General features: G+C 62.5%; 25 protein-coding genes. All 25 read left to right on the top strand.

The genetic code is table 11. From position 1 onward, the window contains the following. The first annotated feature begins 3 nt into the window (after positions 1-3). The 25 genes from tuf to rpsM all read left to right on the top strand — a co-directional run bounded on the left by tuf (position 4) and on the right by rpsM (position 13,972). Entirely contained in the window at positions 4-1,179 is a 1,176-nt protein-coding gene (tuf, locus tag ACP15W_RS15125; RefSeq protein WP_424933757.1) for an elongation factor Tu, read from the top strand. Between the two features lie 82 nt (positions 1,180-1,261). Next, a complete protein-coding gene (rpsJ, locus tag ACP15W_RS15120) occupies positions 1,262-1,570 on the top strand; it encodes a 30S ribosomal protein S10 (protein WP_424933742.1) in 309 nt (102 codons plus the stop codon). A gap of 12 nt (positions 1,571-1,582) precedes the next feature. Beyond that, positions 1,583-2,308 carry a 50S ribosomal protein L3 gene (gene rplC / locus ACP15W_RS15115; RefSeq protein WP_424933741.1) on the top strand — a complete coding sequence of 242 codons (726 nt, stop codon included), beginning with the start codon at positions 1,583-1,585 and terminating at the stop codon, positions 2,306-2,308. Beyond that, entirely contained in the window at positions 2,305-2,925 is a 621-nt protein-coding gene (gene rplD, locus ACP15W_RS15110; protein WP_424933740.1) for a 50S ribosomal protein L4, read from the top strand. Before rplC ends, rplD begins: the two co-directional genes overlap by 4 nt. Next, positions 2,922-3,218, top strand: coding sequence for a 50S ribosomal protein L23 (locus ACP15W_RS15105; protein ID WP_424933739.1), 297 nt, complete (start codon positions 2,922-2,924; stop codon positions 3,216-3,218). The genes rplD and ACP15W_RS15105 overlap by 4 nt, the downstream gene beginning before the upstream one ends. A 38-nt stretch (positions 3,219-3,256) precedes the next feature. Beyond that, positions 3,257-4,093 (top strand): 50S ribosomal protein L2, encoded by an 837-nt coding sequence (gene rplB / locus ACP15W_RS15100; protein ID WP_424933738.1) that lies wholly within the window; start codon positions 3,257-3,259, stop codon positions 4,091-4,093. A 12-nt stretch (positions 4,094-4,105) separates the two neighbouring features. Further along, on the top strand, positions 4,106-4,384 hold the full coding sequence (gene rpsS / locus ACP15W_RS15095; RefSeq protein WP_424933737.1) for a 30S ribosomal protein S19: 279 nt from the start codon (positions 4,106-4,108) through the stop codon (positions 4,382-4,384). Positions 4,385-4,387: 3 nt separating this feature from the next. Beyond that, positions 4,388-4,768, top strand: a complete 381-nt coding sequence (gene rplV / locus ACP15W_RS15090) for a 50S ribosomal protein L22 (protein ID WP_424933736.1) — start codon at positions 4,388-4,390, stop codon at positions 4,766-4,768. Continuing rightward, positions 4,768-5,469, top strand: coding sequence for a 30S ribosomal protein S3 (rpsC, locus tag ACP15W_RS15085; RefSeq protein WP_424933735.1), 702 nt, complete (start codon positions 4,768-4,770; stop codon positions 5,467-5,469). The genes rplV and rpsC overlap by 1 nt, the downstream gene beginning before the upstream one ends. Before the next feature lie 27 nt (positions 5,470-5,496). Next, positions 5,497-5,910, top strand: a complete 414-nt coding sequence (gene rplP / locus ACP15W_RS15080; RefSeq protein ID WP_424933734.1) for a 50S ribosomal protein L16 — start codon at positions 5,497-5,499, stop codon at positions 5,908-5,910. Positions 5,911-6,452: 542 nt separating this feature from the next. Beyond that, positions 6,453-6,659, top strand: coding sequence for a 50S ribosomal protein L29 (gene rpmC, locus ACP15W_RS15075; protein ID WP_424933733.1), 207 nt, complete (start codon positions 6,453-6,455; stop codon positions 6,657-6,659). Between the two features lie 2 nt (positions 6,660-6,661). After that, entirely contained in the window at positions 6,662-6,913 is a 252-nt protein-coding gene (rpsQ, locus tag ACP15W_RS15070) for a 30S ribosomal protein S17 (RefSeq protein WP_424933732.1), read from the top strand. 55 nt (positions 6,914-6,968) lie between these two features. Further along, entirely contained in the window at positions 6,969-7,337 is a 369-nt protein-coding gene (rplN, locus tag ACP15W_RS15065; protein ID WP_424933731.1) for a 50S ribosomal protein L14, read from the top strand. Then, positions 7,337-7,651, top strand: a complete 315-nt coding sequence (gene rplX, locus ACP15W_RS15060; RefSeq protein WP_424933730.1) for a 50S ribosomal protein L24 — start codon at positions 7,337-7,339, stop codon at positions 7,649-7,651. Before rplN ends, rplX begins: the two co-directional genes overlap by 1 nt. Beyond that, positions 7,644-8,195, top strand: coding sequence for a 50S ribosomal protein L5 (rplE, locus tag ACP15W_RS15055; RefSeq protein WP_424933729.1), 552 nt, complete (start codon positions 7,644-7,646; stop codon positions 8,193-8,195). The genes rplX and rplE overlap by 8 nt, the downstream gene beginning before the upstream one ends. Before the next feature lie 16 nt (positions 8,196-8,211). Further along, positions 8,212-8,517: a 30S ribosomal protein S14 gene (gene rpsN, locus ACP15W_RS15050; RefSeq protein ID WP_424933728.1), complete on the top strand. Its 306-nt coding sequence runs from the start codon at positions 8,212-8,214 to the stop codon at positions 8,515-8,517. Positions 8,518-8,529: 12 nt separating this feature from the next. Beyond that, a complete protein-coding gene (rpsH, locus tag ACP15W_RS15045; protein WP_424933727.1) occupies positions 8,530-8,928 on the top strand; it encodes a 30S ribosomal protein S8 in 399 nt (132 codons plus the stop codon). Positions 8,929-8,938: 10 nt separating this feature from the next. Next, positions 8,939-9,472 (top strand): 50S ribosomal protein L6, encoded by a 534-nt coding sequence (gene rplF, locus ACP15W_RS15040; protein WP_424933726.1) that lies wholly within the window; start codon positions 8,939-8,941, stop codon positions 9,470-9,472. A gap of 11 nt (positions 9,473-9,483) precedes the next feature. After that, positions 9,484-9,843 carry a 50S ribosomal protein L18 gene (gene rplR / locus ACP15W_RS15035; RefSeq protein ID WP_424933725.1) on the top strand — a complete coding sequence of 120 codons (360 nt, stop codon included), beginning with the start codon at positions 9,484-9,486 and terminating at the stop codon, positions 9,841-9,843. A gap of 12 nt (positions 9,844-9,855) precedes the next feature. Continuing rightward, positions 9,856-10,431, top strand: a complete 576-nt coding sequence (gene rpsE / locus ACP15W_RS15030; RefSeq protein ID WP_424933724.1) for a 30S ribosomal protein S5 — start codon at positions 9,856-9,858, stop codon at positions 10,429-10,431. A gap of 11 nt (positions 10,432-10,442) precedes the next feature. Further along, positions 10,443-10,631 (top strand): 50S ribosomal protein L30, encoded by a 189-nt coding sequence (gene rpmD / locus ACP15W_RS15025; protein ID WP_424933723.1) that lies wholly within the window; start codon positions 10,443-10,445, stop codon positions 10,629-10,631. A 144-nt stretch (positions 10,632-10,775) separates the two neighbouring features. Then, on the top strand, positions 10,776-11,261 hold the full coding sequence (gene rplO / locus ACP15W_RS15020; protein WP_424933722.1) for a 50S ribosomal protein L15: 486 nt from the start codon (positions 10,776-10,778) through the stop codon (positions 11,259-11,261). Between the two features lie 102 nt (positions 11,262-11,363). Beyond that, the gene (secY, locus tag ACP15W_RS15015; protein ID WP_424933721.1) at positions 11,364-12,731 is read left to right on the top strand and encodes a preprotein translocase subunit SecY; all 1,368 of its coding nucleotides are present in this window, start codon (positions 11,364-11,366) and stop codon (positions 12,729-12,731) included. Continuing rightward, positions 12,728-13,294 (top strand): adenylate kinase, encoded by a 567-nt coding sequence (locus ACP15W_RS15010; protein WP_424933720.1) that lies wholly within the window; start codon positions 12,728-12,730, stop codon positions 13,292-13,294. Before secY ends, ACP15W_RS15010 begins: the two co-directional genes overlap by 4 nt. 309 nt (positions 13,295-13,603) lie before the next feature. Continuing rightward, positions 13,604-13,972 (top strand): 30S ribosomal protein S13, encoded by a 369-nt coding sequence (gene rpsM, locus ACP15W_RS15005; protein ID WP_424933719.1) that lies wholly within the window; start codon positions 13,604-13,606, stop codon positions 13,970-13,972. Positions 13,973-13,983 lie beyond the last annotated feature (11 nt).

Raw genomic sequence — 13,983 nt, 5'->3', positions numbered from 1 at the left:
ACCATGGCGAAGGCAAAGTTTGAGCGCACGAAGCCGCATTGCAACATCGGCACGATCGGTCACGTCGACCACGGCAAGACGACGCTGACGGCTGCGATCACGAAGCAGTTCGGCGAGTTCAAGGCCTATGACCAGATCGACGCGGCCCCGGAAGAGAAGGCCCGCGGCATCACGATCTCGACCGCGCACGTCGAGTATGAGACCGAAGGCCGTCACTACGCCCACGTCGACTGCCCCGGCCACGCCGACTACGTGAAGAACATGATCACCGGTGCCGCGCAGATGGACGGCGCGATCCTGGTGGTGAACGCGGCCGACGGCCCGATGCCGCAGACCCGTGAGCACATCCTGCTCGCCCGTCAGGTCGGTGTGCCCGCGCTCGTCGTGTTCCTCAACAAGGTCGACCAGGTCGACGACGAGGAGCTTCTCGAGCTCGTCGAGATGGAAGTCCGCGAACTGCTGTCGTCCTACGACTTCCCGGGCGACGACATCCCGATCATCGCGGGCTCGGCTCTCGCCGCCCTCGAAGATCGTGACGACGCGATCGGCAAGGACAAGATCGCCGAGCTGATGGCCGCCGTCGACGAATACATCCCGACGCCCGAGCGTCCGGTCGACCAGCCGTTCCTGATGCCGGTCGAGGACGTGTTCTCGATCTCCGGTCGCGGCACGGTTGCCACCGGCCGTATCGAGCGCGGCATCGTGAAGGTCGGCGACGAGATCGAGATCGTCGGCATCCGCGATTCGAAGAAGACCACCTGCACCGGTGTGGAAATGTTCCGCAAGCTGCTCGACCAGGGCGAAGCCGGCGACAACGTCGGTCTGCTGCTGCGCGGCGTGGAGCGTGAAGGCATCGAGCGCGGCCAGGTTCTCTCGAAGCCCGGTTCGGTCACGCCGCACACCGACTTCGAAGCCGAAGCCTACATCCTCACCAAGGAAGAAGGTGGCCGTCACACGCCGTTCTTCGCCAACTACCGTCCGCAGTTCTACTTCCGTACCACGGACGTGACCGGCACGGTCCAGCTGCCCGAAGGCACCGAAATGGTGATGCCGGGCGACAACCTGAAGTTCAACGTCCAGCTGATCGCGCCCATCGCCATGGAAGAGAAGCTCCGCTTCGCTATCCGTGAAGGCGGCCGCACCGTCGGCGCAGGCGTCGTCTCCAAGATCATCAAGTAAGAGGCTTTCGAGCCTTACCCGCGGCCGGGGCAACGGTTCCGGCCGCGTTCGTTTCAACTCATGAGCCCAAGAGGCGCCAAACATGCAAGGTCAGAATATCCGCATCCGGCTGAAGGCCTTCGATTACCGGGTGCTCGACGCGAGCACGGCCGAGATTGTGAATACGGCCAAGCGTACCGGCGCGCGGGTCCGCGGGCCGATTCCGCTGCCCAACAAGATCGAAAAGTATACCGTCCTGCGTGGTCCCCACGTGGACAAGAAAAGCCGTGAACAGTTCGAGATCCGCACGCACAAGCGTCTTCTCGACATCGTTGATCCGACACCCCAGACCGTGGACGCGCTGATGAAGCTCGACCTCGCGGCGGGTGTGGACGTTGAAATCAAGCTCTGAGGGGTGCGAGAGATGCGTTCCGGAGTACTCGCAAAGAAGCTGGGCATGACCCGGTTGTTCCTGGAGGACGGGCGGCAGGTTCCTGTCACCGTTCTGCAGATGGAAAATGTTCAGGTCGTGGCACAGCGCACGGCCGAGAAGGACGGCTATTCGGCGGTCCAGCTCGGTGCGGGCGACGCCAAGGCCAAGCGCACGACCCAGGCCATGCGCGGCCACTTCGCCAAGGCGCAGGTTGCGCCGAAGCGCAAGCTCGCCGAATTCCGCGTGAGCCCCGAGAACCTGATCGAGGTCGGCGCCGAGCTGACCGCCGATCACTATGTTTCGGGTCAGTTCGTGGATATCGCCGGCACCTCGATCGGTAAGGGCTTCGCGGGCGGCATGAAGCGGCACAACTTCGGCGGCCTTCGCGCCTCCCACGGCGTGTCGATCAGCCACCGTTCGCACGGTTCCACCGGTCAGTGCCAGGATCCGGGCAAGGTGTTCAAGGGCAAGAAGATGGCCGGTCACATGGGTGCTGCGCGGGTGACCACGCAGAACCTGGAGATCGTCCGGACCGATGCCGAACGCGGCCTGATCATGGTCAAGGGTGCGGTGCCCGGCTCCAAGGGTGGCTGGGTCACGATCAAGGATGCCGTGAAGAAGGCGGCGCCGAAGGACATTCCGATGCCCGCCGCCATCCGTGCGGCCCAGGCCCAGGAAGCCGCGGTTGAAGCCCCCGAAGGAGGCGCTGAAGAATGAAGATGGATGTGATCAAGCTGGACGCGAGCCCGGCGGGGTCGATCGAGCTCGACGATTCCGTCTTCGGGCTCGAGCCCCGCGCGGACGTCCTGCACCGTGTGGTCCGCTGGCAGCTCGCGAAGCGCCAGCAGGGCACCCACTCGGTGCTCGGCCGCTCGGAAGTCAGCTATTCGACCAAGAAGATCTATCGCCAGAAGGGCACCGGCGGCGCACGCCACGGCTCCCGCAAGGCGCCGATCTTCCGCAAGGGTGGTGTTTACAAGGGCCCGACCCCGCGCAGCCATGCCCACGACCTGAACAAGAAGTTCCGGGCGCTCGGGCTCAAGCATGCGCTGTCGGCCAAGGCAGGCGCCGGCGATCTGATCGTCATCGAGACCGCGGAACTGGCGGAAGCCAAGACCAAGGTTCTCGCCAAGACGATCGGCGATCTGGGCTGGAAGAAGGCGCTGGTGATCGACGGGGCGGAGCTCAACGAGAACTTCGCGCGCGCCGCCCGCAACATCGATGGCCTCGACGTGCTGCCGAGCATGGGCGCGAATGTCTATGACATCCTGCGCCGCGAGAAGCTCGTGCTCACCAAGGCCGCTGTCGAAGCGCTGGAGGCGCGGCTGAAATGAGCTCGAACCCTGAACTCTACGATGTGATCCGCAAGCCGATCATCACCGAGAAGGCGACCATGGCGTCCGAAGCCGGCGCCGTTGTCTTCGAGGTGAGCGTTGATGCGACGAAGCCGCAGATCAAGCAGGCGGTCGAAACGCTCTTCAACGTGAAGGTGAAGGCGATCAACACCGTGCTCACCAAGGGCAAGGTGAAGCGTTTCCGGGGTCGCCCCGGCAAGCGCCGCGACGTGAAGAAGGCCTATGTGACGCTCGTCGATGGCAACAGCATCGACGTCTACACCGGCCTTTGAGACTGGACTGAACTGAAGCAAACGGAAGACAGCAAGACATGGCGTTAAAATCGTTCAAGCCGACGACGCCGGGCCAGCGCGGGCTGGTTCTGATCGACCGTTCCGAGCTCTGGAAAGGCCGTCCCGTAAAGTCCCTCACCGAGGGACTGACGGGCAAGGGCGGCCGGAACAACACGGGACGGATCACCATGCGCAGGCGTGGTGGTGGCGTAAAGAAGCTCTACCGCATCGTGGATTTCAAGCGGCGCAAGCACGACGTGCCCGCGAAGGTGATCCGCATCGAATACGACCCGAACCGCACCGCGTTCATCGCGCTGATCGGATATGCCGACGGCGAGCAGGCCTACATCCTCGCTCCCCAGCGCATGGCCGTGGGCGACTCGGTCGTCTCGGGTGCGAAGGTCGACATCAAGCCGGGCAACGCGATGCCGTTCGCGGCGATGCCGATCGGCACGATCGTGCACAACGTCGAGCTGAAGCCGGGCAAGGGCGGTCAGATCGCGCGCGCGGCGGGCACCTATGCCCAGTTCGTCGGTCGTGATGGCGGCTACGCACAGATCCGTCTGTCCTCGGGCGAGCTGCGTCTCGTGCGCCAGGAATGCATGGCGACGGTCGGTGCGGTGTCCAACCAGGACAACTCGAACCAGAACTTCGGCAAGGCCGGTCGCATGCGGCTCAAGGGCAAGCGCCCGAGCGTCCGCGGTGTGGTCATGAACCCGATCGATCACCCCCATGGTGGTGGTGAAGGCCGGACCTCCGGTGGTCGCCATCCGGTGACGCCGTGGGGCAAGCCCACGAAGGGTGCGCGCACCCGCTCGAACAAGGCGACGGACAAGCTGATCCTGCGTTCGCGTCACCAGAAGAAGAAGCGGTAAGGAGCCACATATATGACACGCTCTGTCTGGAAGGGCCCTTTCGTCGATTCCTTCGTCCTGAAGAAGGCGGAGAAAGTTCGGGAATCGGGCCGCAATGAAGTCATCAAGATCTGGTCGCGCCGGTCGACGATCCTGCCCCAGTTCGTGGGTCTGACCTTCGGCGTCTACAACGGCAAGAAGCATATCCCGGTGAATGTCACCGAGGACATGATCGGCCAGAAGTTCGGCGAATACAGCCCGACGCGCACCTATTACGGCCATGCGGCCGACAAGAAAGCGAAGCGGAGGTAATTCATGGGCAAGGAAAAGAATCCCCCCCGCGTCGCGGAGAACGAGGCGATGGCCGTGAGCCGCATGCTGCGCACGAGCCCGCAGAAGCTCAACCTGGTTGCTGCGATGATCCGCAACAAGCCGGTGGACAAGGCGCTCGCCGATCTCACCTTCTCCAAGCGCCGCATCGCCGAGGACGTGAAGAAGACGCTGCAGTCCGCGATCGCCAACGCCGAGAACAACCACGGCCTTGACGTGGACGAGCTGGTGGTGGCCGAGGCCTATGTCGGCAAGAACCTGGTCATGAAGCGCGGTCGTCCGCGGGCACGCGGCCGGTTCGGACGGATCATGAAGCCGTTCAGCCAGGTAACCATCAAGGTGCGTCAGATCGAGGAGCAAGCCTAATGGGTCAGAAGATCAATCCGATCGGCCTGCGCCTGCAGGTCAACCGCACCTGGGACAGCCGCTGGTTCGCCGATGGCGAGGAGTATGGCGATCTGCTTCACGAGGATCTCGCGATCCGTGATTTCGTGAAGAAGAACTGCGCCCAGGCCGGTGTCAGCCGCGTGATCATCGAGCGTCCGCACAAGAAGTGCCGGGTGACGATCCATGCTGCCCGTCCCGGTGTCATCATCGGCAAGAAGGGCGCGGACATCGAGGCGCTTCGCAAGAAGCTCTCGAAGCTGACGGACTCCGAGCTGCACCTCAACATCGTCGAGGTTCGCAAGCCCGAGATCGACGCCATGCTGGTCGCCGAGAACGTGGCTCAGCAGCTCGAGCGCCGTGTGTCCTTCCGTCGTGCCATGAAGCGCGCGGTCCAGAACGCCATGCGCATGGGCGCGCTGGGGATCCGGATCAACGTCGCGGGTCGTCTGGGTGGCGCGGAAATCGCGCGGACCGAGTGGTATCGCGAGGGCCGGGTTCCGCTGCACACGCTGCGTGCGGATATCGATTATGCCCATGCCGAGGCGCGCACCGCCTACGGTATCATCGGCATCAAGGTCTGGATCTTCAAGGGCGAGATCATGGAACATGATCCGCAGGCCCGCGATCGTCGCCAGGCGGAACTTCAGGAAGGGGGCATGCGTCCGCAGCGTAACCGCTGACGGACCTGACCTCCCGGGAGAGAGAGAATGCTTTCACCGAAGCGTACGAAATTCCGCAAGCAGCACAAGGGCCGCATCCACGGTCTGGCAAAGGGCGGCTCGGATCTGAACTTCGGCCACTACGGTCTCAAGTCGATGGAACCGGAGCGCATCACCGCGCGCCAGATCGAGGCGGCTCGCCGGGCCATGACGCGTCACATGAAGCGTCAGGGTCGTGTCTGGATCCGCATCTTCCCCGATGTGCCCGTGTCCAAGAAGCCCACGGAAGTCCGTATGGGTAAGGGTAAGGGTTCGGTCGAATACTGGGCGGCCAAGGTCAAGCCTGGGCGGATCATGTTCGAGATCGACGGCGTGAACGAGGATGTTGCGCGCGAAGCCCTGCGTCTTGCTGCGATGAAGCTGCCGGTCAAGTGCCGCTTCGTCATGCGCGAAGACTGGTAATCGGACCATGGGGCGGGTTTTCCGCCTCGGGATACTGCGGAAGGCGGGCAAGGTTGCCCGCCTTTTTCGTTTGGGGTGTTGGGGAAATGCGCACACCCTTGCCGTTTCCAAGGCCGGGCCGGCGGCGGACCGGGGGGTGGCGCACCACCGCCCGATCGACGCGGTTTATGGTGACGACATTGCCTAGATCTGCTCGTTGCGCCTGCACCGACGATGCGCCAGCCCGACGGGACGGGCCGTCGCAGGCACAGCGCCTTCGGCTTGTTCCGTGCCATACTCTCTCAGCACCGATGGCGGGGCGCGGTGACGGGAAGCGCTAGGCGCCAGGCGGATCGGCTCAATGGACGGGCATTATTCCCTGTTTCATCGTCTCCCGCCGCCCGCGGGGCGGCCCCTTGTGCGGGAAGTTCCCAGGCACTTCAGTTTGGGGTTGCAATGACTTCCCGCCCCGACTATACGGCGCGCTCATCCACGAACTCCACCGGAATCAGGGTGACCCGTAAAGGGGCCTACCGGTGATGTTGAATAAAGGAAAACCGCCGATGAAACCGGCCGAGCTTCGGGACAAGACGCCCGACCAGCTTCGCGAAGATCTCGCGAACCTCAAGAAAGAGGCCTTCAACCTGCGCTTCCAGCAGGCCACCGGTCAGCTTGAGAACACCTCGCGCATGAAGGCGGTTCGCCGCGATGCCGCACGTGTCAAGACTGTGTTGAACGAAAAGGCCGCTGCTGCGGCAGGGGAGGCCTGATCATGCCGAAGAGAATTCTGCAGGGCACCGTCACGAGCAACACCAACGCCCAGACCGTCACGGTCCTGGTCGAGCGCCGCTTCACGCATCCGGTGCTGAAGAAGACGATCCGCAAGACGAAGAAATACCGCGCACACGACGCGGCTGAGCAGTTCAAGGTAGGCGACAAGGTCCGCATTCAGGAATGCGCGCCCGTCTCCAAGAACAAACGTTGGGAAGTGGTCACGGACGAGGCGGCAACTGCCGAAGCCTGATCGGGCCCCTTGTCGAAACCGCGGGCTGAAATGCCCGCAGGTCGGGAGATAACTCATGATCCAGATGCAGACCAATCTGGATGTTGCTGACAACTCCGGCGCGCGCCGGGTTCAGTGCATCAAGGTATTGGGCGGATCCAAGCGGAAATACGCTTCCGTGGGCGACATCATCGTGGTGTCGGTCAAGGAAGCCATTCCGCGTGGCCGCGTGAAGAAGGGTGATGTGCGCAAGGCCGTCGTGGTCCGCACCGCCAAGGAAGTTCGCCGTGACGATGGCACCGCCATCCGTTTCGACCGTAACGCCGCAGTGATCCTCAACAACCAGGGCGAGCCGATCGGCACGCGTATCTTTGGCCCGGTTGTGCGCGAACTTCGCGCGAAGAACTTCATGAAGATCATTTCGCTTGCCCCGGAGGTGCTCTGATGGCCGCGAAGCTCCGCAAGGGCGATAACGTCATCGTTCTCGCCGGCAAGGACAAGGGCAAGAAGGGAGAGATCTCCCAGGTTCTGCCCAAGGACAACAAGGCAATCGTTTCGGGCGTGAACGTGGCCATCCGCCACCAGCGTCAGACGCAGAATTCCCAGGGCGGCCGTATCGCCAAGGAAATGCCGATCGAACTGTCCAACCTCGCGCTGGTCGATCCGAAGTCGGGTGAAGCCACCCGCGTCGGTTTCCGCATCGAGGATGGCAAGAAGGTTCGCTACGCCAAGAAGTCGGGGGAAGTGATCAATGGCTGAGTATACGCCCCGTCTGGAAGAGCTCTTCAAGGGCAAGATCCGCTCTGCACTGAAGGAAGAGTTCGGCTACAAGAACGACATGCAGATCCCGCGGCTCGAGAAGGTCGTGCTGAACATGGGTGTCGGCGAAGCGGTTTCGGATTCCAAGAAGATCCGTGCGGCCGAGGCCGATCTCGCGCTCATCGCAGGTCAGAAGCCTGTCATCACCAAGGCCAAGAAGTCGATCGCCGGCTTCAAGGTTCGTGAAGAGATGCCGCTCGGCGTGAAGGTCACGCTGCGTCGCGATCAGATGTACGAATTCCTCGACCGTCTGATCACCGTGGCAATGCCGCGCATCCGCGACTTCCGTGGTGTCAACCCGAAGAGCTTCGACGGTCGTGGCAACTACGCCATGGGCCTGAAGGAGCACATCGTGTTCCCCGAGATCAACTTCGACAAGATCGAACAGGTCTGGGGCATGGATATCGTGATCTGCACCACGGCAAAGACCGATGCAGAGGCGCGTTCGTTGCTCAAGCATTTCAACATGCCGTTCACGGCCTGAGGCGCGGAGAGAGAATATGGCAAAAGTCAGCATGGTCCAGCGCCAGAAGAAACGTGAAGCGCTGGTTGAGAAATACGCCGCCAAGCGGGCGGAACTGAAGGAAATCGCGCGCGACGAGAGCCGCCCGATGGAAGAGCGCTTCAAGGCGCAGCTGAAGCTCGCGAAGCTTCCGCGCAATTCCTCGGCGACGCGTCTGCACAACCGCTGCGAAGTGACGGGCCGTCCGAAGGCCTATTACCGCAAGCTGCGGATGTCGCGTATCGCGCTTCGTGATCTGGCCTCCAAGGGTCAGGTTCCGGGCATGGTCAAGTCGAGCTGGTAAGGGGAGAGTTACATGTCAGTGAACGATCCCATCGGCGATATGCTCGCCCGTATCCGTAACGCCTCCATGCGCGGCAAGACCTCGGTGCGCACGCCGGCGTCGAAGATCCGCAAGTGGGTGCTCGATGTCCTTCAGACCGAAGGCTACATCCGCGGCTATGAAGAAGTGAAGAATGAACGTGGTCTCGGCGAGATCGAAATCGCGCTGAAGTATTTCGATGGCCAGCCGGTCATCAAGGAACTTCGCCGCATTTCCACGCCCGGCCGCCGCGTCTATTCCAACGTCAAGGAAATGCCGCAGGTCCGCCAGGGTCTCGGTGTCGCGATCGTCTCGACGCCCAAGGGTGTCATGTCCGATGCACAGGCTCGCTCCGCCAATGTCGGTGGCGAAGTTCTGTGCACGGTGTTCTGAGGAGGGGGCAATGTCTCGTATTGGTAAGAAACCGGTCGAGCTGCCGTCTGGCGTAAGCGCCAGCGTCTCGGGGCAGACGATCGAGGTGAAGGGGCCGAAGGGCACCCGCAGTTTCACGGCGACCGACGATGTCACCCTGACCGTCGATGACGGCAAGGTGAAGGTCGATCCGCGCGGCACGTCCAAGCGCGCACGCCAGCAGTGGGGCATGTCCCGGACCCAGGTCGCGAACCTGGTGACCGGCGTGACCCAGGGCTTCAAGAAGGAGCTCGAGATCAATGGTGTCGGTTACCGTGCACAGGTGCAGGGCAAGACCCTGAAGCTGGCGCTCGGCTACAGCCACGACGTCGATTTCGCGATTCCGGAAGGTGTCGACATCAAGGCGCCGAAGCCGACCGAGATCGTGATCGAGGGTATCGATCAGCAGGTTGTCGGTCAGGTGGCTGCAAACATTCGTGCCTGGCGTGCTCCCGAACCCTACAAGGGCAAGGGCATCAAGTACAAGGACGAGTTCATCTTCCGCAAGGAAGGCAAGAAGAAGTAGGAGCGCTAGACATGGCGAACAGCAAGAGAGACCTGTTCCAGAAGCGCCGTCTGCGCACCCGGAACAAATTGCGGAAACTCGCGAACGGCCGTCCCCGGCTCAGCGTGCACCGGTCTTCCAAGAACATTTCGGTCCAGGTGATCGACGATGTTCAGGGCCGGACGCTCGCCGCGGCCTCGACCCTCGAGGCGGACCTGGGCTTCAAGGGCAAAAACAACAAGGAAGCGGCTGCCAAGATCGGCACCGAGATCGCGGCGCGCGCCAAGGCGGCCGGGGTCGAGGAAGTCTATTTCGATCGCGGCGGCTTCCTGTTTCACGGCAAGGTGAAGGCTCTGGCCGACGCTGCGCGTGAAGGCGGACTGAAGTTCTAAAGGGGTACCGGAATGGCTAGAGATGACAACCGCCGGGATCGCCGCGACCGCGACGAAACCCCGGAATTCGCAGATCGCCTGGTTGCGATCAACCGCGTATCGAAGACCGTGAAGGGTGGTAAGCGCTTCGGCTTCGCAGCCCTCGTGGTCGTCGGTGACCAGAAGGGCCGTGTCGGCTTCGGCAAGGGCAAGGCTCGCGAGGTTCCCGAGGCGATCCGCAAGGCAACCGAGCAGGCCAAGCGTCAGATGATCCGTGTTCCGCTCCGCGAGGGCCGGACGCTGCATCACGACATGTATGGCCGCCACGGCGCCGGCAAGGTCGTGCTGCGCACGGCACCCGCCGGAACCGGGATCATCGCCGGTGGTCCGATGCGTGCCGTGTTCGAGATGCTCGGCGTCCAGGACGTCGTCGCGAAGTCGCTGGGGTCGCAGAACCCCTACAACATGATCCGCGCGACGATCGACGGCCTGCAGCGGGAAATGAGCCCGCGCATGGTGGCACAGCGCCGGGGCCGCAAGGTCTCCGACATCCTGCCGAAGACCGATGCACCTGCCGAGGCTCCGGCCGAAGCAGCGGCTGAAGCCTGAGGAGAGGGATCATGGCAAAGACCATCGTCGTAAAGCAGGTCGGCTCGCCGATCCGCCGCCCGGCCGAACAGCGCAAGACGCTGATCGGCCTCGGCCTCAACAAGATGCACAAGACCCGCGAACTGGAAGATACGCCTTCGGTTCGTGGCATGGTCGCGAAGATCCCGCATCTCGTCGAGATCGTCGAAGAGCGCGGCTAAGGCCGCACGCCCCTGAATTGGGCATTTCCCGGAGCGTCCGGGGAATGTCGCTACCGGCCGGCGACGTGTTTCGCCGGAAAAGCAAGAAAAGCCGTGTCTGGCCCATTCGCTTCAGGGGGCAGTTCCGGCAATTGGAGAAGCGACATGAAATTGAATGAACTCCGGGACAATCCCGGCGCAACCCATCGCGCGAAACGTGTTGGTCGTGGTCCCGGCTCCGGGCTCGGCAAGACCGGCGGACGCGGTATCAAGGGTCAGAAGTCCCGTTCGGGCGTGGCGATCAACGCCTATGAGGGTGGTCAGATGCCGCTCTACCAGCGCCTTCCGAAGCGCGGCTTCAACAACATCAACGCGAAGACCTACGCGGTGATCAATCTCGGCATCCTGCAGAAGTTCATCGATGCCGGCAAGATCGACACCTCCGCGCCGGTCGACGAAGATGCGCTGGTCAAGTCCGGCCTCGTTCGTCGCAAGAAGGATGGTGTGCGTCTGCTGGCGAAGGGTGAGCTGACCGCGGCCGTGAACCTGACGCTGACCGGCGCATCGAAAGCTGCGGTCGAAGCCATCGAGAAGGCTGGCGGCAGTGTCACGATCTCGGCACCGGCCAAGGCCGACGCGCCTGCAGAATGAGGCTTGAGGTCGCCCGCCGGGCGGCATAAGTCAGAGCTATGTTAACCGCCGCCGGTCCCAGAGATTTTCATGACCGGCGGCGCGCTTATGGGAGGGCCTTGGATGGCGTCGGCAGCGGAACAAATGGCCGCCAACCTGAGTTGGGGCACATTCGGCAAGGCCAAGGATCTCCAACACCGGATACTCTTCGCGCTTGCGTTGCTCTGCGTCTATCGCGTGGGCACCTATATCCCGGTTCCGGGCATTGATGCGGTTCGGCTTGCGGCGTTCTTCGACCAGGCAAGCGCGGGCATCGGCGGGATGCTCAACATGTTCACCGGCGGCGCGGTTGGCCGGATGGCCATTTTCGCGCTCGGGATCATGCCCTATATCTCGGCGTCGATCATCATTCAGCTGATGTCCTCCATGGTGCCGAGCCTGATGGCGCTGAAGAAAGAGGGCGAGCAGGGCCGGAAGAAGATCAACCAGTACACTCGCTACGGCACCGTGATTCTGGCGACCTTCCAGTCCTACGGGCTTGCCGTCGGGCTCGAGGCCGAGAACATGGCCCATGATCCCGGCTGGTTCTTCCGCATCGGGGTGGTGATCACGCTCGTCGGTGGCACGATGTTCCTGATGTGGCTTGGTGAACAGATCACCTCGCGCGGCATCGGCAACGGCATTTCCCTGATCATCTTCGTCGGTATCGTGGCCGAACTGCCCGCCTCGCTGGCGCAGTTCTTCACCCAGGGACGCACCGGCGCCCTGAGCCCCGTGGTCATCGTGGGTGTGATGGTGATGGCTGTTGCGGTGATTGCCTTCGTGGTCTTCATGGAGCGCGCGCTGCGCAAGATCCACATCCAGTATCCCAAGCGCCAGGTCGGCATGAAGGTCTACGGCGGCGAAAGCTCGCACCTCCCGATCAAGGTGAACCCTGCCGGGGTCATTCCGGCAATATTTGCCTCGTCGCTGCTCCTCCTGCCGGCGACGATCACGACCTTCTCCGGCTCCGCGGCCGCCGCGGGTGGCAACAGCTTCCTGAGCTACGTCGCGGCCTATCTGGGCCGTGGCCAGCCCCTGCAGCTTCTGCTGTTCGGTGCCCTGATCGTCTTCTTCGCGTATTTCTACACGGCGAATGTCGCGTTCAAATCCGATGACGTGGCCGACAATCTCAAGAAGCAGGGCGGGTTCATCCCCGGTATTCGCCCGGGCCAGAAGACGATCGAGTATCTCGATTATGTCGTGACCCGCATCCTGGTGGTCGGCTCGGCCTATCTCGCGGCGGTCTGTCTCATGCCCGAGGTTCTGATCTCGCAACTGTCGGTGCCATTCTACTTTGGAGGCACTTCCCTGCTCATCGTCGTATCTGTAACGATGGATACGATAACGCAGGTCCAGTCCCATCTGCTTGCTCACCAGTATGAGGGACTGATCGAACGGTCGCAGCTACGTGGCCGCGGGAACAAGGGACGGAGGAAAAATCGCCGATGAACATCATTCTGCTCGGACCGCCAGGTGCCGGTAAGGGAACCCAGGCTCTGCGTCTGGTCGCGAATCACGGTCTCGTTCAGCTCTCCACCGGAGACATGCTCCGCGCCGCGGTTGCAGCGGGAACCGAAGTGGGAATGAAGGCAAAGGCGGTGATGGAAGCGGGCCAGCTCGTGTCCGACGATATTGTCATCGGTGTGGTCTCCGAACGCCTCGATCAGCCGGACACCAAGAACGGCGTGATCTTCGACGGATTTCCTCGCACCACGGCCCAGGCCGAGGCGCTGGACAAGCTACTCGTCGAGAAGGGCATGACGCTCGATGCGGTGGTTGAGATGCAGGTCGATGACGCGCTTCTCGTTGACCGCATCAAGACGCGCGCGGCCGAAACGGGTGGAAGCCGGGCAGATGACAACGAGGAGACGCTCAAGAAGCGGCTTGCGGTCTACCACGCCGAAACCGCGCCTCTGATCGACTACTATCGGGGCACCGGGAAGCTCAAGACCATCGACGGTTCCGTGCCGATCGACGATGTGACCAAGTCGATCTCCTCGGTTCTCGCCTGAGATCGAGGCTGCGTGACTTTAATGCCATGACATTGCCGGTGGCCGGCCGACGGGAATCGCGTGTTGGCCATCTCGCAAAAGATCGTAAAAACTCCATTTAGAATTGACGATTTGGCGCTTGACCCCGGTTTGGCGACTCCTATACTGCGCGCTCCCCTCAAGGGGGGAGAATCGTTCCCTCTACATTTCACCTCGGGGACGCGGGATGTCTGACCCGGAAAATGGGTATCGGGAGCCTGCCGGATGCGGCGGGCATGAGCTTATGAAATTGGCCCCTCTAAAGGGCCAGAGATGGAACGGAGCAGAATTTTGGCGCGCATAGCTGGCGTTAACATTCCGACGAACAAGCGAGTGCTGATCGCACTCACGTACATTCACGGCATCGGCCGGACCGCTTCCCAGCAGCTCTGCGAAGCGCTGGAAATTCCCGCCGATCGTCGTGTGAACGAATTGAGCGACGCCGACGTCCTCAGGATCCGCGAGTATATCGACGCGAACCTGACAGTCGAGGGCGACCTGCGCCGCGAGCGCCAGATGAACATCAAGCGGCTGATGGATCTCGGCTGCTATCGTGGACTGCGCCACCGCCGTGGCCTTCCGGTGCGGGGTCAGCGGACCCACACCAACGCCCGCACCCGCAAGGGTCCGGCGAAGGCCATCGCAGGCAAGAAGAAGTAAGAGGCGCAGAA

The organism is Amaricoccus macauensis, from assembly GCF_049800915.1.
GTDB classification, from domain to species: domain Bacteria; phylum Pseudomonadota; class Alphaproteobacteria; order Rhodobacterales; family Rhodobacteraceae; genus Amaricoccus; species Amaricoccus macauensis_A.
Note: the sequence above shows the minus strand (reverse complement) of the source record. Positions and strands in the feature narration are given on the sequence as shown.